The 23,000-nt window shown below is 45.7% G+C and carries 12 protein-coding genes and 1 pseudogene; 5 read left to right on the top strand and 8 right to left on the bottom strand.

Features of this window, described 5'->3' with window-relative positions; all coding sequences use genetic code 11:
• Positions 1-41 precede the first annotated feature (41 nt).
• Both B3K42_RS04495 and B3K42_RS04490 read right to left on the bottom strand, forming a co-directional pair.
• Entirely contained in the window at positions 42-530 is a 489-nt protein-coding gene (locus B3K42_RS04495; protein WP_292597129.1) for a 2'-5' RNA ligase family protein, read from the bottom strand.
• Positions 531-633: 103 nt separating this feature from the next.
• Entirely contained in the window at positions 634-2,754 is a 2,121-nt protein-coding gene (locus B3K42_RS04490; RefSeq protein ID WP_292597091.1) for an efflux RND transporter permease subunit, read from the bottom strand.
• Positions 2,755-2,935: 181 nt separating this feature from the next.
• On the opposite strand from B3K42_RS04490, the gene B3K42_RS04485 reads away from it, so the two are divergent.
• Both B3K42_RS04485 and B3K42_RS04480 read left to right on the top strand, forming a co-directional pair.
• Positions 2,936-3,691, top strand: a complete 756-nt coding sequence (locus B3K42_RS04485; RefSeq protein WP_292597089.1) for an ABC transporter ATP-binding protein — start codon at positions 2,936-2,938, stop codon at positions 3,689-3,691.
• A 1-nt stretch (position 3,692) separates the two neighbouring features.
• Positions 3,693-5,204, top strand: a complete 1,512-nt coding sequence (locus tag B3K42_RS04480; RefSeq protein WP_110990969.1) for a hypothetical protein — start codon at positions 3,693-3,695, stop codon at positions 5,202-5,204.
• On the opposite strand, the pseudogene B3K42_RS04475 reads toward B3K42_RS04480, so the two are convergent.
• The 3 genes and pseudogenes from B3K42_RS04475 to B3K42_RS04465 all read right to left on the bottom strand — a co-directional run.
• A pseudogene (locus B3K42_RS04475) lies at positions 5,201-5,341 on the bottom strand (HD-GYP domain-containing protein); the annotation flags it as partial. The gene B3K42_RS04480 and the pseudogene B3K42_RS04475 sit on opposite strands and share 4 nt — an antisense overlap.
• A gap of 228 nt (positions 5,342-5,569) precedes the next feature.
• Complete coding sequence (locus B3K42_RS04470) at positions 5,570-6,358, bottom strand: DUF3307 domain-containing protein (protein WP_110990970.1); 789 nt, start codon at positions 6,356-6,358, stop codon at positions 5,570-5,572.
• 128 nt (positions 6,359-6,486) lie between these two features.
• Entirely contained in the window at positions 6,487-7,110 is a 624-nt protein-coding gene (locus B3K42_RS04465) for a SatD family protein (protein WP_110990971.1), read from the bottom strand.
• A gap of 616 nt (positions 7,111-7,726) precedes the next feature.
• Between B3K42_RS04465 and B3K42_RS04460 the strand changes: the two genes are divergently transcribed.
• On the top strand, positions 7,727-9,070 hold the full coding sequence (locus B3K42_RS04460) for an APC family permease (RefSeq protein WP_292597081.1): 1,344 nt from the start codon (positions 7,727-7,729) through the stop codon (positions 9,068-9,070).
• A gap of 86 nt (positions 9,071-9,156) precedes the next feature.
• Here the strand turns inward: B3K42_RS04460 and B3K42_RS04455 are convergent, their stop codons facing one another.
• The 3 genes from B3K42_RS04455 to B3K42_RS04445 all read right to left on the bottom strand — a co-directional run bounded on the left by B3K42_RS04455 (position 9,157) and on the right by B3K42_RS04445 (position 18,291).
• Positions 9,157-14,064, bottom strand: a complete 4,908-nt coding sequence (locus tag B3K42_RS04455) for a right-handed parallel beta-helix repeat-containing protein (protein WP_110990968.1) — start codon at positions 14,062-14,064, stop codon at positions 9,157-9,159.
• Between the two features lie 371 nt (positions 14,065-14,435).
• Positions 14,436-17,228 (bottom strand): Two component regulator three Y domain protein, encoded by a 2,793-nt coding sequence (locus tag B3K42_RS04450; protein ID WP_110990967.1) that lies wholly within the window; start codon positions 17,226-17,228, stop codon positions 14,436-14,438.
• Positions 17,229-17,436: 208 nt separating this feature from the next.
• Positions 17,437-18,291 carry a pirin family protein gene (locus B3K42_RS04445; protein WP_110990966.1) on the bottom strand — a complete coding sequence of 285 codons (855 nt, stop codon included), beginning with the start codon at positions 18,289-18,291 and terminating at the stop codon, positions 17,437-17,439.
• A gap of 1,322 nt (positions 18,292-19,613) precedes the next feature.
• On the opposite strand from B3K42_RS04445, the gene B3K42_RS04440 reads away from it, so the two are divergent.
• Both B3K42_RS04440 and B3K42_RS04435 read left to right on the top strand, forming a co-directional pair.
• Complete coding sequence (locus tag B3K42_RS04440; RefSeq protein ID WP_110990965.1) at positions 19,614-21,170, top strand: hypothetical protein; 1,557 nt, start codon at positions 19,614-19,616, stop codon at positions 21,168-21,170.
• A gap of 311 nt (positions 21,171-21,481) precedes the next feature.
• Positions 21,482-23,000: HD domain-containing phosphohydrolase (locus B3K42_RS04435; RefSeq protein ID WP_292597075.1), on the top strand; the 1,519-nt coding region annotated here is incomplete at its 3' end.

Genomic DNA, 23,000 nt, shown 5'->3' with positions numbered 1-23,000 from the left:
TACTTACCTTTCTAGAAGCGAATGTAAGCGCGAGAGAGAGCTCAATCCTCTTTCGACGGGCCTGCGAGTTTCAGTCTCTTCCTGATAATAATCCCTTCGTCGGGGACCTCTTCAAGTACCGTCAGATTGTCTATCGTCAACTCGTGATGAAAATCCTTGAAGGCAAGTCTTTCCATAACCGGACCAATGTTCGATCGATTAAGATCATCTCCGAAAACAATTGTAATATGGGGTATCCAGTGGATTTCATTGTAAGCGATCGCTCTGTTGTCTACCGAATCGCAGAGTTCGCTCCACAAAGCATGGTGAAGAGATGCTAAGCGCGAATTCCTTGCCAGCCCAATGAATATCACCGGCTTTTCGCCGGAGAAGACTCCCAGATACTCCGTTGTGGCCATCAAAGGGGGCGTATTGGAAGCCGTCACCTCGATCAAAGGGTCGATTCCTGTCTTCCTCTCTTCTACAATGCAGTAGGTTATATGAGGGAAAGGTGTGAGAAAAACTGAATTAAAGCCAAACTCGGTCTTCAGTTCATCCCATATTTCTCTGACGAAGCAATCAAGATCCTCCGGGAGAAGAGAAACAAGTGCTTTCAGAACCGAGCACCTCCAGTTGATTTATATAAGAATTATATCAGCTGGAATCTTTCCTCCTGCTCAAAAACCTTTCACTCCTCGATGCGATTTCGGGAAGAAGTATGAGAGTAAGAACCATTCCCACAACAAGTCCGCTAACCATCAACTTCGCCACATCAACGTATAACAAGAGAGGTGAAAGCAGAAGAACTGAAAAGCCGGCAACAAGACTAAGCCCATTTGCAAGAATTGCATTTGCTGTCTGTTGATATGCCTTACGTGAATCACCGAACCTCCTGAACCAGATCGTGAAATGTATGGCGTAATCGATTACCAGTCCCATCAACATTCCAGAAATAAGAGCTGTGGAAATGCTTAGAGGAATCCTGAAAACGGCCATGAAGATGAAGTTGAATAGTGTCGTTAGCAAAATTGGAATGGTAGCTATTATGGTTGACTTCAAGCTCCTGAATATTGAAAACAGAAGAATTATGATAAGTCCGAATGAGACTATCAGGCTTTGAATCTGGTTGTTGACGACCGATGAGTTGATACTCTTCCATATGAGAGTTGTCCCAGCCAGAGTGAATTCGAAGCTCTTGTTCAGTTCAGGAAATTTTTTTATAGCGTTTTCGACTGCGGCTTTTAATCTCTCTGCACTCAGGCTGTCGCTCTCAGATGAAAAGAGATTGAAACGAATCGCATTATCGCTCACCAGAAGTGAAGTAAAATCTTCAAATGCATCTGTTGAGTTGAGCATCCTGATCATCAAAGGTAAGGGAACGTTGGTCTCCCTCGAAAGGTCAAAGAGACTCATAACCTTTGAAATTCCTTCAATTCCCTTCAGCTCCTCTTCAAGAGCTTCGAGATTTTCAACCTGATCGGCCGTGAACGAAATGCTTGCACTCTCTACAGGTTCGACCATGAGGGCATAATTTGTCAACCAACCGAAGGCCTCCTTCATGGTTCTTGCGCTTTCTCTGATCTCTGAATCCTCCTTGAAGAAATTATACTGATCAATCGTTATTGGAATAGTAATGATCAGTAAAGGAGAAGAGATGCTGAGGACTATAACAACCCAGATAACTGCTTTTTTAACTATTGGATGAACATCTCTCGGCGGCGAAACCTCGCTTTTAGTGGCTGCCTTAGAGGTAACAAGACCTGGAAGGACAGTGATAGTAAAAATAGCAGAAAGAAAGATCCCGGAGCAGACAAATATTCCCATCTCCTGAAAGGCCTTCATATCAAGCAAGATGTATGAAGAAAAGCCCGCCATAGTTGTAAGAGCAGAAAAGAGAATCGGCACTCTCTCTTCGTGGACGGTTCTTCTTACGGCGTTCTTCATATGTATGTTTTCTTCAAATCTCGATAGAAAATGCATCCCGTATGCGCTTCCGATTATCACTATGAACGAAGGAATCATAACAGTAAGACTGTTTATCGAAAGCTCCATCAATCCCATTATTCCTACTATCACCATTACTGCTGCCAAAGGGGGTACAAGGGTTAGAAGTGACAGCGATATTCTTCTGAACTTGATCACGTAAACCGCCATGATGGCCAGCAGTATGAAGGGCGGATACTTGAAGGCGAGATCAATGATAGACCTGAAAGTTTCGGAATTAGCGACACTCTCCCCGATTAATCTGTAGTCATCTACGCCGGAAGAGTCTAATGCCGACCGCAGTTCCGCGATCAACTTGTCACTGCTGAGCTCGTACCCCTCTGCTATGGTGATCATAACCCCATAGTAGCTGCCATCAGAAGAGACGATCAGGTTGCTGTAAAGAGGATCTGCCAGCAGTTCTTCATTAAGAACCAGTCGGCCCTCTTCTTCATAAACATAGCTTTCCGATGGAATACTCATTGTAAAAAGATTGAAGCTCCCCAGCTTAACGGCCTCAGTGGGAGACAAAACGGATTTCACCCACTCAAGAGAATTGATTTTCTCAGTGATGCTTTTCAGGAGCTCCAAAGAGGTTTCAGAAGCTTCAAGAACCAAAGCAATCGATCCGGAATCACCGAAAACTTCCGCAATTTCATTGAACGCCTCAAGCTCCGCATCGTCATCGCTCAAGAAAGCAGCCGGCGAGGGATCGAAGTTAAACCCGTCGATTCCCGACAACAGAACCACGACTACTACGGCCAGTATAGCGAAGGAAACCGCTCTTCTCATATGTGCACCTCATGAACTCGCCTTATTATATCATCTGACTTTATGATTCATCGCCCTTGTGGAGATTGAACGCTTCGCAGCTGAATTGGAATCGTAATTTGAAATGCCTTGACTCTTGTCGTAGAATTGGGGAGTGCGAATAATCTGTCCGACACTGGCAATAGAGTCTGGAGGGATCCAAATGATCAGCTGTAAAAAGCTTACTAAGGTCTTCGACAAAGACCCGGTAGTAAATGAAGTAGATCTGTCGATTAATTCAGGGGAGATATATGGCTTTCTTGGACCCAACGGGGCCGGAAAGACAACTACCATAAGAATGTTGACGGGCACTTTGAAGCCCACATCGGGAGAGGTGAGAATACTCGATATGGACTTCTCCAGAAACGAACTGCTTATCAAAAGCAGGATTGGCGTTGTACCCGATGAGCCAAGAATCTACTCTTACTTCACTGGCGCGGAGTTTCTGGAGTTCATAATGGACGTCTTCCCGGACAAGAAGCAAGAAGCGAAGAAAAGAGTCGGGGAGCTATGCGAAGCCTTTGGAATCGATTATCTAGGTAAGATGATCTCCGAGATGTCCCACGGTATGAAACAGAAGATAATGGTCATATCCGTTCTGATGAGAAGGCCCGAAGTGATATTCCTGGACGAACCCACAGTCGGCCTCGACGCAAGAAGTGCAAAAATTCTGAAGATGCTTTTGGAGAAGTACAAGAATGAGGGATCTACAATTTTCATGACGACTCACGTGCTTGAAATCGCTGAAAAGATGTGTGACAGGATAGGGATAATCAATAAGGGGAAGTTGATCTCAGAAGGCACAATGGATGAATTGAGAAAAAAGGCCGGTGCCAGTGAAAGGGAGAGCCTTGAAAACTTGTTCCTGCAGCTCACCGGTGAAGACGAAGACATCCAGGAAATAGTCAGTGCATTGTGAGGTGACCCCTTTGAACGATCTGAAGCTATTCTTCAAACACAAGCTATTCCTCTTTCCAGGCAAGAGAGGCAACAGGGGTGGCCTTTCCGGTCAACTATTTGTTTTCGCCGTATTTGCGATTATGATCGGCATGTTTCTTTGGGAGGTGTATGGATCTACTGCAGGGGTCTCTATCGAGGGAGTTGCTCTCGGAAAGGTTATGGCAGGTTTCTTCCTGACTATCTCAGGGTTCTTCTTCCTGATTTCTTTCTCTGCGACGTCATCCTATCTCTTCATGAGAAATGAGGAGATAGATATGCTTCTCGTTCTTCCCGTGAAAAGAGTCAGCATAATAGCTTATCAAATAATGATATCGACTGTATATCAGGGACTTACCTTATCCGTCTTTATCGGAATAGCCCTTCCCTTTCATCTGCGAGTCGATCCCAATCCCTGGATTGGGATTCCCGCGCTTGTTCTGGTAGTAATAGACACTGTGCTCTTGGCCTCCATAGTTTCAGTGGCTTTCGGAAAGTTCATGTCAAGGGCGGCAGCGCGAAAAGTGATGTTCATTGTTCAGATAATCGCAGGTTTTATGTTTTTCATTATCGTCCAGCTGGTTCCAAGAAGCACAGACAACATACCGCTGTACTTGCAGAAGCTGGCGTCCGCATGGGGAGTTCTTTCGAATCCCATGAACGTTTTTACCTGGAGTGTGAAAGCTTCGGAGCAGCCGATTTACCTTCTTGTAGGCCTTGGGGCAATTCCGGTTTTGGGATACATATTTTTCAGAGTAGCTTCATCTATTAAGTTCGAACCGGTTTCCTACACTAAAACCAGATCGAAAACGATTCCCTTTAATGAGAAATCGCGAGGGGTGTTGCTGAGAAGAGAGCTTAAGATCTACAAACGATATGAGCAACTGATATACTATCTTTTCTATCCCGTAGTATTCGGTTTGATTTTCGGACTCATTTCAGATGACGCAGTTACTTCAATATTTACTACGGTGCTCATAAGCACGATTTTTACAACAATTCAATCTGCATTTCTTATGGGAAGGGAGTTCCCTTTCATTGAAACGACAAAGATACTTCCGATCTCTCTGGGAAGAATGATAGCTCTGAAGGCAACCTTGCCCGTTCTGCTGGGGTCAGTTCTCTTCGTCGGGGTTCTCACAACCAGCATCCTCGTGAAGGGCGGGTCATTCAGCTATTTTGTTGTAGTTCCCGTAGTCTTCGTCCTATATATTACCTCTTCTCTACTAGGAATCAGGGGTGTCCTGGTATCCCCACCGGATCAGATGGATAATCCGAATACTTTTATGAGAACAAAGTTTGTTCTTCTAAATCAGGTGATCTGCATGGGCCTCAGCTTTGGCGCAATAATGCCACTAACAACAATACTGAGAGGCGCTTCAGAGAGCAGTTCAAATATCTGGCTCATCCTGATTTCTCTAGCGTCGCTTGCAGTAGCTATCGTGATTTCTATCTTCAGCTACAAAAAGGTGAAGCTGGTAATCAACGAGATCTAGACAAGTTCATTGCTCATAATATTCTTAAACATTTGGACCAGTTTCGGGTCAAACTGGGTGCCTGAGCATCTCATTATTTCTTCAATTGCCTCTTCTTTGCTTATCGCCCTGCTGTAAGGCCTGTCATTTGTCATCGCGGCTTCTCGGAGGACGGAGGACCGTTGACGGTTGACCTGAGATGCTTGCTGCGAAGCAGCCTCACTTCCTGTGATGCTTTTCCCAGCGTACAGCGGTCAGCGTTTCTCATCCAAGCGGCTCTTTTTGTTCGGCGTAGCCGGAACTGGCCTCGCCGAAGGCGAGACTGGCCAGGCAAAGCCTGACTGCCTGCGTTAGCAGACGGGCTTTGCAATTTATGCTTGCCTAATTTAAAGAACCTTCAAAATCATGCCACCGATAATTGCAATCATCACGCTAGCCAGTGTCCCGATAAGATAGTACTCGGCAAAGTCTTTGTTATCGAAGTTCTTGAATCTTGCCAGAGATTTCGCGGCAATGACAATGGTTATGGAAGCCACGTTTCCAGTGAGGTAAAGTGTTAGAACTAGAAGTCTTTCGAAGATGCCGATCGCTCGTCCCGTTCTCACATTATCTAGAGAGGAGCTGTTTCCAACGATTCTCTCAAGGTAGTCCGGCTGGTTCTTGTATATTAGATCGAACAGCTTTCTTATGAACACCGCTCCCGCAAAGAGAACATATAGATAGACAATAAGTACGGAAAGCATTTTGCCAACCGGAAGTACGGCTAAATCCAGTCCTGTATGAAAATCTATCCAGACTATAAGGGCAGAAAAGCTTCTGGCTATTGTAAAACTGGAAATCGGAACAAGAAAGACGATCAACAATAGATGAAGAAGTTGGTCAATAATGAACATAGAAAACTTGGCAGCCGGGCCACGTTTACTTTCAGTGCTGGACTTGAAGACGTCCAGAAGTATGTGGAATAGTGAAAGGACTACACAATACAGAAGCACATCCACAAGTCCGAAGGGCATCATCAAAACTACAAGCGTCAAGAAAACAACGATCCAGTGTTTCAGGAAGCCCTTTGCCTGTAGCTCGCTTTTTTCCTTTGCACTGTTGTCTGTTTGGAACACGAAATCGGCGAGTACATGAGCCAAGATCGAAAGAGCTAAAGGTATCATGAATCCATTCATATTTGCCTCCATCCAGTTCCAGAAAGATACTCACTAATCATGATAAACACCGGGTTTAACCTTAAAAGCTTTATTTAACTTACATAAAGATAATTAACTTTAGTGTACACATATAAATCCAAATAGGTTTATATTTTCAATGAAAGAGAGATCAATTTCGCCAGTTCCTTCTCCGCCGCCCTGACCACGTTCCAGCCAGCTTTATCACAATGCTGCTGCACGGCCGGAGCAGTAACTCCCAGAACCCTGGCCGCCTTCTCGTAGGTCCCCTCCCTTTCATATACATGAACGGCCTGCCACTGCTTTTCAGTCCAGCCGCTTTCAATAGTCTCCAATAGAGAAAGAGACGTGTTCAGTGCAGTGGACAAGAAATCATCACTGCAAAGAAAGAACGTGTTAGAAACCCTTGATTTCTTTGCCATGTCAAGAGCGTCTCTTGCGCTGAAGAAAACCTCTCCGCTCAAATCCCACGAAGTCCCAGCCTTCTTAAGTTTGTCATCTTCTATTTCGCCGATGCTCATCCCCACCCTAAGGGCTAAAGGCCGCATAACGTATCTTAACCTTCGCACCAGCGATACGATGACACTTAGATCAGATACTACGCCTTGAATTTCGTCGCCTCTTGACAGTGCGAACGACTTGACGAGATGCTCTCCTGCGAAGGAAGCAAGAGTTTGCTCAATTCTCTCAAATGAAAGCACCTGCTTTCGGGACTGAATAATGTCGGCGGTAATGACCGCATAAAGACCCATTTATTTCACACTCCATTTATCGAAGAACGGATCCAAACTGATTGTAGCACAGTAGTCTCCAAGACCCATACAAACAACGCTTCAATTGGAAAACTGGGTTCCCAGAGAAAGAAAACTACTACGTAACTCTCGCTCATGACTTTCTCGAGATATGGATCTGCAATCTAGAACCACCTAACATGACGATTGACAGACAGTGTATCTGCTGCCCAATCTTGTGGAAGCGTATGACAGTCGTAAAATTCCTGCATAGAATCGCGTTGAACAGTTTACATGAGGTTTCTAGTCTTCCCACCGGTTTCGATTAGTGGACACGCGAAAACCTCCTGCTCTTGAACTATTCGCGACAGGTACTTTTTCTTTCTATTTCTCGACTTCAATAACCCAAAGATCTTTAGCTTCCGAAGAAATGCCTGGCCTTTCAAGAGATGTTGAGTATCCGGCGAAAACTATCTTATCCCCTATTGAAAAAGCGGAGCGAGTTAAATCGTCGCCCGGACTCCCAAAAGTGATGCATATCGGAGAATTTCTTATAGAGAAGATTTACTGTATAATACGCCATATACTATCAGGCCATTCTGATTGTCTTTGGCACTCGGCCATAAAGGTGTCTCAAATGAAGAAATCACTCAAGTTTTGGGATCTTGTTGCTCTAGAAGTAGGTATGACTATTGGTGCCGGCATATTTGTCTACATGCCGATAGCTTACAAGAGCGCCGGGGTTGGGGCCATCGTCGCCTTTATCTTTGCCTTTCTTCCTATGGCAATAATAATGATAAATGTCATGTTGCTTGGATCGACACTTCCCACTACAGGAGGCACGTTCAAGTACGGCGCTTTTCTCTTCTCACCCAAAGCTGCATTCCTTGGCCTTTGGGCATATCTCTTCGGTGCATTTGTGGGACTTTTCCCGCTGAATGCTCTGGCGCTGGCATCCTACATGAAAGGAATCTGGGATGGGATTTCTGTCTTACCTGTCGCTTTGATAATTCTCGCATTCTTCTTTGCGGTCAACCTGCTCGGGCTGAAGATGGCTTCTATAGTAGAGATAGTATTTGTTGCTCTCCTCTTTGTAGCAATTGCCATTTACACCGTTCCCGGCATGGCAAAAATCGATTCGAGAAACCTCGAGGGCCTTTTCTCAAAGGGATTGGGTTCAATGGTCTACGCTTCTGCGCTCCTGACATTTACTTTCGCCGGTTCAAATGCGGTAATAGAGCTAGGCGGAGAAGTGGAAAATCCCAGGAGAAATCTCCCGCTTTCCGTATTATTATCTCTTTCAATTGTTCTGGTCTGCTATCTGTTGATGGCAATTGTCTCTTTTGGAGTAGGAAAAGAGGTAATGATAAACGGCAATCTTAACGATGTAGCTTCGAATTACCTTAACGGATTTCTTTTCTACGTCTTCGCATTCGGTGGCCCAATTCTCGCTATTGCCACAACAATAAACGCTACATACATGTGGGGAACGAGATCTCTTCTGGCTCTCTGCAGGCTCCGAGTCTTTCCATCCAAACTTGGTTTAGTCAATAAGAGAGGAACTCCCTGGGTTCTGTTGACAATCATATGGCTTCTCTCTTCAATCATGCTGCTTTCTGTTGGCGAATCTGGGCTTAACCTCTTTGCAACCTTTGCTTCAATAGGCGGAATAGCGGTAATCGTTCCCACGATGTTTGCAGTCTTCAGACTGAAGAAAAATGAGACTCTTAGAAAAATGGCTCCTGCAATTGTCAGAAGGAAATTGTTCATCTTCATTCCCATTCTCGGTGTAGTGTTTTCAATAGTTATAATGCTTATTCTTCTCTACCAGGTCGGAGTGGACTTCAGCACCTCTTTCTTCCTGTTCTTCATCATCTGGGAAGTGATCGGAATAATATACTTCATCTTCAGATTGAAATATCTCAATCGAATGAAAGACAACCCATTCGCTAAAGACGATTTATCTGCGTTCGACGATTGAAAACTCTTGCAGCGCAAGCCTCCTAACTCTTTAAGCGCATTGTTTTTCCGCATCAATCAAATTGAGAAAACGTACAGTCACGCTGTTCAGTTCACACAGTATCTCACTGTATCCATGATTCTCTCGAAAATCGGTTCGTTCTGGCTCCAAAAGCCCATCTTAGCTGCAAATCCAATCGATAGACAGTACCCGTCTTCACCGGGCTGATAGACATGTGAGTAGATTGTTCTCTCAACGTCCCACTGGGGCGCCGTAAGTTCTATCCATATGCCGGGTTCCCCGGCAATGAGCCTTTCAGACTCCTCAACAACCTCCATAGAGAGTCTGATTTCCTCTTTTTCATCTTCAAGGAACTCCGGTTTCACTCTAGCGATGACAAAGAAAATATTCTCTGACCCGGATTCAGCATCAAACCATCTGCTTACCGGCTTCGAATTCTCATCGCCCTCCAGTTCGAGTCTGTACCCCTCCGAATCATCGAACCAGGAAGAAGGTACTTCATAGCACAGTCCGTCCGAAGAGACTTCTATCCATTCCGCAAGAACGGTCTCTTGAACTACCTCTTGAGCATTCTCAGAGGGTACTTCCTCACTTTCGGTCTCATTCATGAGCTCATCCTTTCCTATCCATGGATCGAATATCACGTTGTCACTCACCGAATTCCCGGTTCCCCGGTAATTGAGAGAAGGATGATGAGGACCTGTAATGTCGCCCCACCAGCAATCTACAGCAACTACCTCGACCTGACTGTCGTTTCTGACACCATAGACGGCGTTTTCTTCGAAGATACAGTCAGCAAACGATATAGGAGCGGTCTGCGAGGAGGAAATCCCTACTCCAGTTGAATTACCAAAGAACGAAGATTCTATAACTTCTACAAATCCTGTACTGTTGCTTAGTTGAAGGCCATCACCGGCAGTGTTCGAGACCGAAATGTTTCTAACGCTCAGCGATCCAGAACCTGTCTTGAAAATACCCGCCTTGTCCCCGTAACCGCCATACATAACCTGTGCCCACTCAAGTTCTGCGCTGCCCTCTTCCTGTATGTAGATCGACCTCCACCAACCAGGTTCAGAAAGTGAGGCATCACCATCATGATTTGCGTCTCCCCCAGCGGAATCATCTCGCCAGTCGGTAAATGTTATCGGCTCTTCCTCGGTCCCAATCGACTTAAGCCTGCCGGAAATCCTCAATCCCCTGTATTCCGCAAACTTCAAGACTGTGCCGGGCCTTATTTCAAGAGTCGCATCTTTTGAGACTGTTATCTCAGCTGAGATATAGAAAGAATACTCACTGCTTAGACCAAAGACCGTATCGGCGTCTATTGTCCCGCCATCAACATGTACATCTATCGCGTTTTCCTCGAATCGAGCCAGCGGATCATCGAAAGAGACATTAACTGCCATCCTTACTCCGGTCCCATTTCTAAGGAAATGGTTGTTCGAGAGATTAAGGCTTGAATATCCTGCAAGAATCTTTAGTGCATCTCCAGAAACATCATGGATAGTAGAGTTGGTCAATGTGAATGATCCCGAACCGGCTCTTACAATGCCATTTTGCGAATAGCCGATGTCAACGAAGTCCAGTTCAGCCGATCCGGATTCTCTAATATTTATGGAGTTCCACCAGCCCTTGACCGGCAAGGTAGCATCGGCATCTCTATTGGAATCGCCACCAGCGGAATCATCACGTTGATCGGTGAAGAAGACGGGTTCTTCTTCAGTTCCAAGCGCGATGAACTCCCCATCGACAGTGATCAGAGAGTTTTGAGCCATTTTAACTACAGTTCCCGGCTTGATCTCAAGTCTCGCATCTCTTGTAATTGAAGTGCTGCCGCTCAAGAGCAAGGACAAGTGTTCCGGAACTCTCCAGATCACTCTACCGCTAATAGTTGCCGCTTCTACATAGATGTCTTTGCTGTTTTCAGAGAAGTAGGTTTTATCGTCTATTACCAGAGAGCCGTTTGCGATTGCCCTTACACCCGTATCATTGGATACGAAGACGGATTCTTCTACCGAAACCCCGTCCGTCCTGCAGTTCAGTCCGGCTTCGGAGTTTTCTGAGAAAGTTGATCTGGCGATCTTCACTCCTCCGGCAGCATTATCTGCTCTGAAGCCGTCCCCTGCAACCTTTTCAATTACCGTGTCTGTCATTGAAACCGCTCCAGTACTGCTCTTTAGAACTCCGGACCGATCACCGTATCCAGCGTATCGAATCACACAGTGTTCGAAACTCGCCGTGCCGTCAGTCATAATGCCTATCGATCTCCACCAGCCAGGAGCGGGGGTGGTCTCTTCACCGTCTCTGTTCGCGTCTCCGCCAACTAGATCATCCCTCAAGTCGGTGAAGTAGATTGGCAGATCCGCTTCTCCGATTGCCTTGAGACTACCGTAAACAAGGATTCTGTTGTTCTGCCTGAATTTGACCACCGTACCAGGGAGAATGCTCAGAGAAGCGCCGGCCGCGATGCTCACGTCACCAGTTATGACCATAGAGTAGTCGCTGCTCGATCCCCACGATGTTGCAACACTTATCGCCCCACCATCAAGATGAATATCTGTTGAGTTGTCTTCGAACGTGGTGGTTACATCGGCAAATGAAGCGTTTATACCTAACCTGACTCCAATTGTATTGTCAGAGTACTCGTTCTGAAAATGCTCGAAGGATGAATAACCCGCAGAAAGGCGCAGACCGTCTCCAGATGTGTTTGACAGAACTGAATTCGATATCCTTAGAGAGCCGGTTCCACTCTTCAATATTGCAGCCCCATCGGAACGACCGGCATAAGCAATTCTACACCAGTCGAAAATGGCCTTACCTTCATTACGTATGTTTATAGACCTCCACCAGCCTGCTTCCGGCAAAGAACCATCACCCGGTATCACCCCTCCAACAGAGTCGTCGCGAGTCTCAGTGAAAAAGATCGGATTCTCCTCTGTTCCGCTCGCAATTAGTTCTCCGTCTACTGCCATTAGTGCGTTCTGAGCTATCTTAACTACGCTGCCGGGCTTAACGGTAAGACTTGCCCCCGATGCAACTGAAACACTGCCGTTCATCAATATGGATATATAGTCAGGTGCTCCCCACGTAACTTTGCCTGAGATTGTGGCGGGGTCGATCTGTATTGCAATATTGTTCCCATCAAAATAGGTCTGTTCATCAACCTCGACCGAACAGCCCGCCGGGAGTCTTATCCCAATTCCGTTGGAAGCTATGGTCAGCGCCTCAATTTGGACGCCGTCGGTTTTATAGTACAGTCCGGCACCTGTGTTGTAAGAGAGTGTTGAATACCTTACTTCCGCACCGCCTGCGGCATTGTCGATCCTCAATCCGTCACCGGTAACGTCGTGAATAGTGCTGTTCAGAATAGAAAAGGCTCCGGTACTGCTCTTAATTACTCCTGCCATATCACTTACTCCAAGATACCCGATTGTGCAATACTCAAAGTTCGCGGTACCTTCTGTAAGCAAATTTATGCTGCGCCACCAGCCACTTGCAGGAGAAGTATCTTCACCGTCTCTGTTTGCGTCCCCTCCGACAAGGTCGTTTCGAAAGTCTGTGAAATAAATCGGGGCGCTGTCTTGACCAGCTGCTTCAAGATGACCGTATACGAGGATTCTGTTGTTCTGCTTGAGCTTGATTACAGTTCCGGGCATCACTTTCAATGAAGCTCCCGCAGCGACAACAATGTCGCCGCCCGTTACCATCGAATACTCGCTGCTTGCACCCCACACTACACTGGAGCTAATCGTCCCGCCGTCTAGATGCACGTCCAGATCGTTGCTTTCAAAATGCGAAGTTAGATCAGAGAAAGATGCATTTATGCCCAACCGCAAACCAACCGAGTTATACCCGAAATAGTTGTCCGAAGATTCAAATAGAGAGTACCCTGCAGTCACTCTAAGCCCATCCCCGGAGCTTCTTACAATCGCTGAATTAGATATCCTGATAGAGCCCGTCCCACTCTTGAGCAGAGTTGCACCATCCGATCTGCCTCCGTAGGCTATGGTACACCATTCAAGAACGGCCGAGCCTTCATTCTGGATGTTGATCGACCTCCACCATCCCTTTTCGGGAAGCGTTTCGCTCCCATCTCTGTTGGAATCTCCGCCCACTGTATCGTCACGCAAATCGGTGAAGTAGATCTGTTGATCTTCTACTCCTCTTGCCTGAAATTGACCGTAAACCAAAAACCTGTTGTTCTGTCTCAATTTGACTACTGTTCCCGGTACGATTTCAAGCGATGCTCCGGCATTTATAGAGACGTCACCGGTAACAGTCATGGAGTAATCCCCACTGGCTCCCCATTTCACAATTCCTGTAATAGCTCCACCGTCAAGGTGTATGTCCACTTCGTTCGATATGAAGGTCGAACTCTGATCAGAGTAGGATGCGTTTATTCCGAGCCTAATACCGTTTGTGTTATACATGAAAGCATTATTGATACTTTCAAAGGAAGAGTAACCTGCCGAAATCCGAAGGCCGTCTCCTCTTACCCTTCGAACAACTGAATTTACAAGTCTCAGAGAACCCGTTCCCGATTTGAGAACGCCGGCACCCGTTGACGCGCCTGCAAATGAGACCTCGCACCACTCAAGATATGCCGATCCCTCGCCTTGAATATTTATCGATCGCCACCAACCTGGTACCTGAGCAGTACCGGTGAAGACAATCGGGTTTGCCTCGTTGCCAACGGCCCTCAGCGTACCGTTAACGATGAAATCCTGATTTTGGACTATGAGAACTTCCACGCCGGGCTCTATTGTGAGGATAACGTTTGGAGAAATCGTTATTGTCGCCCTAACCAGGTATGGGCTTTGCGCTATCGTCCATACCGTGTCCTCGGCTATAGTTCCAGAAACCTCTGTGGGAGGTTTGTAATTGTCAACAGGTGTTTCCATGTTCTCCGCAAAAAGCAATCCAAAAGGTATAAGAAGCATTATCAGCAGCCAAGATCTAACGAACTCTAAAATGAGCACCAAAACTCTCTTCATGTGGCACCTCCGAGTTGTCCCAGGCTTTGTAGAACTTTGATCGGAGAGCGACTGTATTCCTATCAAAGCCATCGTATGAACAGATTATACATTCGTCTAGAAGCAATACCTTGCAGAAGTGAACAGTTGAAATAACTTGAACAAGAAGATTGCAGGATATACTGATACTGCAGAGCAAAGAAAACCTGAGCCACTAACTGAATCCCATTGTCGAGTAATTATTATGGACTAACAGACAGATACCAATTTAGACAAAACGACAATAATTCTAAAGAACCCAATAGTTTGCAAGTTTATCCTTCTCTAAGAGAGTTTCCCTATATACATGTCTTTTCTTCTGCCTGCTTCGAATGACCTAAATACTACGCAAATCAAAGAGAGCCGTTGAAAATGTCGTCGTAACCAACTATTGTGTTTGCGTGATTAGTATCGGGATAAATGTAAGTTGATGTGTTCCAGACGTCTTTCTCTGTAAGGTTCTTGTACTGATTGGCGTCTATTGAAACAGATACCAGATAACCCGCGGCGAGATAGGACTTGATAGTCAGTATGTCCTGATCCGTCCTTACGGTCAAATAGCTAATTACATTCATACCGTTCCTGTATCTAGGAGCTTCTCTCCATGCAGATTCGGAAGGCCATGAAGTGTGATCGCTCGTATCGTAAGGCATCCTCTCCCAGCTGCTCACTCCCACTCTCGACAAAAGCTTCTGGGCATCTAGGTAAGATGAACCGCCATCTTCCCCATCATTTATCTGATGATAGATAAAATCAGGGCTGAATATCCTGTTCTGATACGAAGGAGTAGGTTCACCGCCATTTGTCCAACTTGCACCGCTGAGGTCCCAGCCTCTGTCCCTGGCCTCGTAGAAAGTGGAAGTATAGTACCCATTTGAAAAGGCTACGCACGAGCCCTCGCTGCCCTGATCTCCTACGGGAGGAAAGTAAGGCGAAACGGAATGATCTACAGTTGATGGTAAGCTTCCCTGGAATGAGAAGCCATCCATCAAATGCCAGGTCCTGGCGATTTCATCCCAATCGTCTTCAGAAGGAGGACGCAGACCAGTACCGTGTCCGTCAATGATCTCATTGTAGTTTCCTCCTTCTTCGAGGACCCCTAGGTCTGCTTTAAGAAGTTCGAGCATTTCCGTTGACAATCCCTCCCTTATGCTTGAAAGGTAGTATGAAGAGCCCTGTGCTGCAACAACATTATGAATCTGCACGTTCACGAATGAGTTGTTTACGGTGTTCTTTGGTGTCTCGGTCGAAGTGTATATCGCGACGGGAACTCCAGATTGATAACTGTCGAATACTTCCACCGAAAAGAACTCGATACTTCCCGTAGTGAAATTACTGAAGGAATCAAATACCTTCAGGAACAATGTCTCATCCTCAAAGGGAAGGAGTTCGGTGATATCCAGCACCATCTTGTTGTCCGGGAAAGGATATTGCCCTCCTCTATAGCTATAGTCATCGAATCTCTTTTCTCTTATGGGAGAAGAAGGGTTGCCGACTCCAATCGTTATCTCGCAATCATCTCTTATTCCATGCGAGATCTCGAATACAGCTATTGCTCTCGGTTCGTAGTTGTCTCTCGGATCTATAGTGAAACAGCGAACCTGGTTCTCCTTCATCGCTTCGTATGTAATGTACAGGAAGCCATCTGGAACGTTCTCCCAACCACCGACTCCCCATGAATTCACGACCTTGAAGGCCCCCATCTCCTGCGGAGGAATGCTGTATGTGAAACTCCAGACTGCTTCATCCGAATAAGCCCCTCTGTCATCCCGCGCCCTTACTTTGAACGAATGGATTCCCTCGGGATAGTCGCTCCATGTATAGCCTGTACCAAGACCGAAATCTATCCAATCTCCGCCATCCCTGCTGTATTCATATCTTGCTATCGTGCCATCTGAGTCGCTGCCTGTCCATGAAAATGAATTGCTTGGCACGTCTATATTGCCTTCAAGACCGCCGATCTTCGTAATGATCGGGGGCTGATTCGCGTAGCTGTAAGTGAATGACCAGATAACTATCTGCGAATACGCCCCTCCGTCATCCAGAGCGCGAACCTCGAAGACATGATTTCCCTCTGAATATCCCCTCCACGTATAACTAGAATCAGTACCTACATTAATCCATTCTCCGTGGTCTTTTCTGTATTCATACCGTTCTATCGATCCATCGGAATCGCTTCCGATCCAGGTAAAGGTATTGAGATACCTGGTCGTATCGCCTTCAATTCCACCGGTCTTTGTAACTGTCGGAGCATTATTGTTCAATATATATTCGAAATTCCAGACAACAGTTTGAGAATACAATTCTTCGTCGTCTCTTGCCCTAACCTCAAAAGAGTGATTACCGATAGAGTAATCGCCCCAGACGTATTCGTTTTCCATTCCATTGCCAATCCAGGCCCCAGTATCTTTTCTGTATTCGTATTCAACTATTGCTCCATCGGGATCATTGCCCGACCAGGAAAAGGCGTTTGAGGCGTTCTCTGTCTCTCCTTCAATTCCACCGATCTTTGTCACTGCTGGTGGCACATTGGGAGGGTCGTAATTGAAGGTCCAGACGATTATCTCCGAATAGGCTCCTTCATTGTCCTGTGCCCTTACTTCGAAAGTGTGTTCGCCTTCGGAATAACCGTTCCATGTGTATTCATTGGAAAGCTCAGCATCGCTCCATTCTCCCAAGTCTCTTCTCAGTTCGAATCGCGCTATTTCACCATCTGGATCGTTTCCCGTCCACGAGAATGTATTACTCGACTCTTCCGTTTCTCCTTCAAGACCACCGGTCTTTGTGACTATTGGGGGCACGTTTGGCGGATCGTAATTGAAGGTCCAGACGATTATCTCCGAATATGCCCCTTCATCGTCGAGCGCCCTAACTTCGAACGTATGTTCACCTTCGGAATAATAGGCCCAAGTATACCCGGTTTCCTTTCCATTGCTCTCCCAGCCAGCGAAGTCCTTTCTATACTCATATTTAATAATTGAACCGTCGGCGTCACTTCCTGACCATTGGAATGTACAACTGTCTTCCGTTACTTTTCCACTCGCACCATCTAGTTTTGTGACCTCGGGCGATTTGTTAACGACCGGACATCCGAGCAGCAGGAAAATAAGAGACAAAGACAGAATGAATATAATAGGTTTTTTCAAGTTACTCTCCCCCTAGAGATGCTCCTAACAGAGCCGCCTCAATCAAAAGTCTGTTCAATATGAGAAAACAGTTGATCAAATCCAGTTTGTTAACTCTCTGCAATAGCAGATGCTGTTCAAAAACCATTCAAAACGCCTTTATTATGAGTAGTTTATCATTTGAAACGCCTAACGCCTCTTCTCAAATTTTAATTTTCCCTTACTTCAACTATCTCCGGTCACTCTTGACGAAAGAATTATCGCTTAGTTCCCTGAAAGCAAGTTCAAGCTCCTCATTTGTGTTCATAACTATGGGGCCACCCCATGCTACAGGTTCTTTCAAAGGCTTCCCCGATAAAAGAAGAAACCTGATTCCTTCTGTCCCTGCCTTAACCCAAAATAGCTCACCCTCATCGAAGAGAACTGCTCGCTTGTTTTCGATGACTTCGGATCGTTCTGGATCGAAGATTCCACTGCCGAGCAGAATGTAAATAAACAGCGTGGATCCATCTTCAGAATTGTATGACCATTCCTTCCCCGCATCAACCTCAACGTCTAAATATGTGGCTTTCACATACCTACCCTCAAACGCTCCTGCCAATTCTTTGTAAGACCCGGCTATTAAACGTATTCTTGCACCTTCTTCACTTACAATCGGAACGTTTTCACTCTTGATGTCTCCGTACTGAGGGTCAACCATCTTGTCCTTTGCCGGAAGATTCAACCACAACTGAACTCCCAGCATCCTCTCTGCTGGCTTTGGCATCTCCTGGTGGATAATTCCCGAACCTGCGGTCATCCACTGACAGTCCCCATCCAGTATCTCTCCTTTGTTACCCAGGCTGTCACCGTGCTCAATCACCCCGCTTACAAGATAAGTTACGGTCTCGATGCCCCTGTGAGGATGCCACGGGAACCCCTTGACATAGTCCTCCGGGTCGCTGGAATCAAAGGCATCAAGCAATAGAAAGGGGTCGAAATCCTCAACGTCTCTGTGGCCCACTACTCTAACAAGCTTCACACCTGCTCCATCAACGGCTGCTCTTCCGGTTACGATCCTCTTTGTCCTTCGGATTTTGCCCACAGTAACCTCCTGTTTGTCTTTATACAACGATTTTCAGCCTGATAATGAGAACCCACATGGACTATTCCAATGAGTCTCAGATTCCCATGCCACACTTCAGCTGTTTTGCTATTATACATTCCGTATCAGCCTACCTATCTCAATTATCTCAGATCATCTATCGATCTTTCTAACATAGTAAGAGTACGAACACAAGAAGGCTGGACCATGTCCTGCCCGGCTTTAAGGGATGGGGTGAGAAAGGTAATAAAGGTTTCCACTGTCAGTTCTGCTGTATTGGCAATTAGTTGCCGCTAATCGTACTACTATGTCGGGGTCATACTTGCCTTTGGGTTCTTCAATTCATCTTCAAACAAATTATAAGAAAGGGTTTTGGGAGTATTGTCGCAAAAGTATGGGAAAAGATGAGAGATAACCTGAAAGTTGTTTTCTTTTCTCGGCAAACCTTATTGAAACAGCATTGCTTGCACAGAAAGGAAAAATTGAGAAATTTGCAGATCACTGCGTACATAATGATGCGATCTCTTTGGATTCACAGCTGATGATGAAAGAATTCCGGGGTGCACTAGATAATATCTAGGTTCAATATTCCAAGGAAGATGGACCGGTTAGAAAGGTGTCGTTGCCGGAGGTCAAGACACCATCCATATGCAATGAATGCTAGTTAGTTCGGCAACAGTTGCTATCTATGAATCCCCTCCTAGATGCCCGTTATCCTTTCAGTGCTTTCATAAATCGTATCCACCTACTGTCGATACTTACAGATGAGTTGTTCGAAGCATATTTGGAACTCCACTTATGCTCAATGATTTTCTCTTTGTCTTATAGAAATACAGACGTCTTTTGAATACTTATCGGAAATCATCTGCTGATCTAGAAAAGAGCTATTATCTCACAACCGAACGCGCCAAAGTGACTTTGAGATCGGCCGATGATATTGAAAACTTCAAAGAGGTATGAAATGTCTGTTGGTCCTTCTTTTCGTGGCGCTGTTGGTGACAGTTTATTGTAAAGACCCTACTTCACCGAGGAGAATGTAAACACATTTATTGGACGGCTTGAATCGGAAGGATTCATCGTGCAGCAAAGTACATTTTACTCATTCGATATGCCCGATCTCTTCTCAAACTACATTACGCCCAGCTGTTACGGAAACAACGCAGACACGCAGTACTGTGTGTGTATTACCTGCCCCTGGCTCCATCCCAAACAGCCAAGAAAACCTTCCCTTTCACTTTCAGACTTAGGGAAGATGAAGCTGTTGTCTTAAGCTAACCTTCGACGCAGATCTCAAACTCGATGGTAGCTTTAGCTTTGCGAGAATGCTTCTCGAGAGTAACGGGGAGTACTCGGGATTCGAAAGACTAAGACCAGCTTACCGCATGCTCTACTCAAACAGTCCTGCCGACGAGACAAGCAGATTTGAAGTCCAGGCGGAGGGAAGCCTATCACTTGATGCTGCATTCTGGATGGACAGAACAATGAACCTTTCGATAACTGGAGAGTTGTACCTTAAGAAGAGCTCATTGTATATGATTGGTGGCCTTAGAGCCGAAAAGGCACTCATGGATCTGCTTTCTATTTCCGGTGCGGGGTATCTTGTACTGGATAACTCAGGCGGATTCTACAGCAGATACATTGTTGAACTTGGGATAACTCCTCTCCCCGATGTACAGATTTATGCAGGATACGGCTGGGGCTCTCTAAAAGAAAGCTTCATAGGGAATCTCCAAAAGAGCGGCTTCTATTTCGGAATGAGATTCAAATTCGATGACAGCTGGTTCTTCGAGAAGAAGAATGATGGAAGGTTGAGTCTATACTTCTTCGAGGATAGAAATCTTGATCGGGTCATGGAACCCGATGAAGAATCTATACCAGTAAGAATCAGAATCGGAGAGACTGAATATCAAAGCGACGAGAGAGGCCGGATAGAGATCGTTCTTCCCGCCGATCTACATAGGGTGGAGCTGATAGAATACCCTTCGGGGATGATCTCTCTTGTAGACGCTCCTGTGGAGATCAACGTTACCGAATCGGGTGTTAGGGATTTTGATTGGCCTTTCATGAAATCTCCGGCATACTTGAACGTTGCGGTATTTGTAGATTCGAATACTTCAGGCCAGTTCGAAGAAGGCGAGGAATACATTGAAAGTTTTTCGGTAAGCGTTGGCGAGGAGTCGATATTTACAACATCAGGAACATTGACGGTGCCGGTAACTCCCGGGGAAATGAAGCTTTCACTCGATCTGGCTTCATTTGGAGAAGGAGTAAGCATCACCACGGGAGCCGTTGATATAAATGTAGAGCTTGAACCGGGGGAGAGAGCGAGTGTCCGTTTTGGAATTGCATACGAGAGAACGATGGAAGTGACACTTTTTGACGATCTCAATGGAAACGGCACAAGAGAACCCGAGGAACCTCTACTCGATGCCTCGGGTGTCCTTACGATCGGCGGTCGTCCCTTCAGAGTAAATTCACAGACTCTTCTGGAAGGCGTCCCTTCAGGAAAAAGCCGTGTGGTCCTTTCAATGGGCAAAGGATTCGAGCGGCTTTACTCGCGCACGACGGAAATCGAGACAGTTGAAGTAGGTGAAAAAGGCGATACTCGACTGGAAATTGGTTTTGCCAAAAGAAGTTCTCTTAACATTTCCATAATTGAACAGGCGGGAGATTATCTGTACGAAGTGGTCAATCTGAATGTCGATGGAGTCGAATTTCAGGTCTTTGGAATGATCGAGCGGGTAGGACTTGTCTTTGGGGAGCACTCTATCGAAATAACCGAATTGCCTCAGGGATATGCTGTTTCTGAAAATCTAAGGACAATATGGCTCGAACCTGGAATGACAGGTAATCTAGAGCTCAATGTTCATGAAGAGTGATTGTTTTCAACCCTTCTTGAAAGACTATAGCTTCAATAGGTCCGATCTCTTCAACATCTTGATCGAAATAACCTGATATTGAACACATTTTCATCTCTTCCAACTAATTTGATAAGAGAACTCTCTAATTTCAGACTCCCCAGATCAATATCGTGGGCCGAATATTGGAGAACGGTTGAACTTTTCAAGACAACTGAAAAGGCAGTCGCCTTTTCTTTACCTCTCACTACAGAAAGGCGACTGCCTAGATATTTAATTTGCTCTCCTCCAATCCATTGCTTTTCTTTGCTCTTGCTACATAGAATTGAACCATGAAGAATCCGGCGCTTAAGGTTGCGTTACTATATGTTGTTTTTGGTGCTCTGTGGATCTTGTTATCTGACATGATCGTAGATTGGATGTTTGTTGAAAAACGTCTTGCCACTCATGCGCAAACCTACAAGGGTTGGGCCTTCGTCCTTTTCAGCGGGTTCCTCTTTTACATTCTTATTCATCGCGAATTCCACGAGAAGAACAAGACACAATTTGAGCTGGTGAAACAGAAAGACTTCTCCGATGCAGTACTAGACACGGCAGGGGTCTTCGTTGCAGTATTTGACAGCGAAGGTAGAATCATCTTCGCAAATGACACTTTCGAAAAAGTTCTTGTTGTTACGTCTGAAGAAATAAGCGGCCAAAAGTGCACCAATGTCTTCGCTAGCCCTGAACTGGTAAGTTGGATAAGAAAGACAATCAGTGAAATCAGTTCAGAAGAAGCCGAGAGCTTCTACGAGGCAGATCTTGAATCCCCCTCTGGAATTCTTCACGTTCGCTGGACATTAAGCAACCTTACGAGCTGGAAGGAGGAGCATGAGTACTTTGTTTTGACAGGCGTAGATATCACACAGCTTGTAGAATCTGAAAGGAGTGCGATGCATAGGCTGGAAAATATCCGCGCATTACATGAAATAGATATGGCAGTCAGCTATCACTTTGAGCTCAACGAGATGTTGGAAGTATTCCTGGAAAGGCTCATTTCAAGGTTGAACGTCGATGGAGCCGATATCTTTCTCATAGACAAAGAAGAGAATGTCCTCAAATATACTCACGGAATGGGCATCTTTGCCGGAGAAATAAATTTCGAGGAACTCCCAATAGAAGGGACAATTCCGGGAAGTGTAGTTTTGTCGGGGAAGTCATACTCAGGCCCGATTAATCATGGTAATACAAACTGCCCGAGACTTAAGAAGCTCATTGAAATGAGAGTCGAGGACTACCACGCTGTTCCGCTTGAGACAAGAGGTAAGACACTAGGAGTCCTTGAAGTATTCGATACGAAGGAAGTTAGTCGGGACAGTGAATGGAACGACTTCCTCCAGACACTTGCCGGTCAAGCCTCTCTAGCGATCGATGTTGCTATAATGATGGAAAATCTCCGGGAAAGCAATAGGCAGATAGCAATGGCCTATGACCAGACTCTTGAAGTTCTCGCGAGATCTCTTGAAATGAGGGATATGGATACTGAGGAACACTCCAGGCGAGTAACTGATCTTACGGTTCGTCTTGCCAAAAAGATGGAGGTGACTGAAGAAGAACTGGAGAGTATTTATCGAGGAGCCTTGCTTCACGATATTGGCAAGATTTCAATACCAGACAGCGTTCTATTGAAGAAGGGGCCACTCAATGAAGAAGAATGGAAGGTAATGAGAACTCATCCTGTAACCGCATATGAAGTGTTGTCACAAGTGGAGTACCTCCGGCCTTCACTGGATATTCCTTACTGTCACCACGAACGCTGGGACAGAAGTGGATATCCTCGTGGACTTAAACTCAACTTTGACAGCAATGAAT

Source organism: Mesotoga sp. UBA6090, assembly GCF_002435945.1.
GTDB lineage: Bacteria > Thermotogota > Thermotogae > Petrotogales > Kosmotogaceae > Mesotoga.
This window is presented reverse-complemented; position numbering and strand designations above follow the sequence as displayed.

Excerpts from the sequence above, each read along its gene's own strand:
- B3K42_RS04465 (WP_110990971.1), bottom strand. The coding sequence starts at position 7,110 with ATGGGTCTTTATGCGGTCATTACCGCCGACATTATTCAGTCCCGAAAG.
- B3K42_RS04490 (WP_292597091.1), bottom strand. The coding sequence starts at position 2,754 with ATGAGAAGAGCGGTTTCCTTCGCTATACTGGCCGTAGTAGTCGTGGTT.
- B3K42_RS04470 (WP_110990970.1), bottom strand. The coding sequence starts at position 6,358 with ATGAATGGATTCATGATACCTTTAGCTCTTTCGATCTTGGCTCATGTA.
- B3K42_RS04485 (WP_292597089.1), top strand. The coding sequence starts at position 2,936 with ATGATCAGCTGTAAAAAGCTTACTAAGGTCTTCGACAAAGACCCGGTA.
- B3K42_RS04455 (WP_110990968.1), bottom strand. The coding sequence starts at position 14,064 with ATGAAGAGAGTTTTGGTGCTCATTTTAGAGTTCGTTAGATCTTGGCTG.
- B3K42_RS04440 (WP_110990965.1), top strand. The coding sequence starts at position 19,614 with ATGCTTCTCGAGAGTAACGGGGAGTACTCGGGATTCGAAAGACTAAGA.
- B3K42_RS04460 (WP_292597081.1), top strand. The coding sequence starts at position 7,727 with ATGAAGAAATCACTCAAGTTTTGGGATCTTGTTGCTCTAGAAGTAGGT.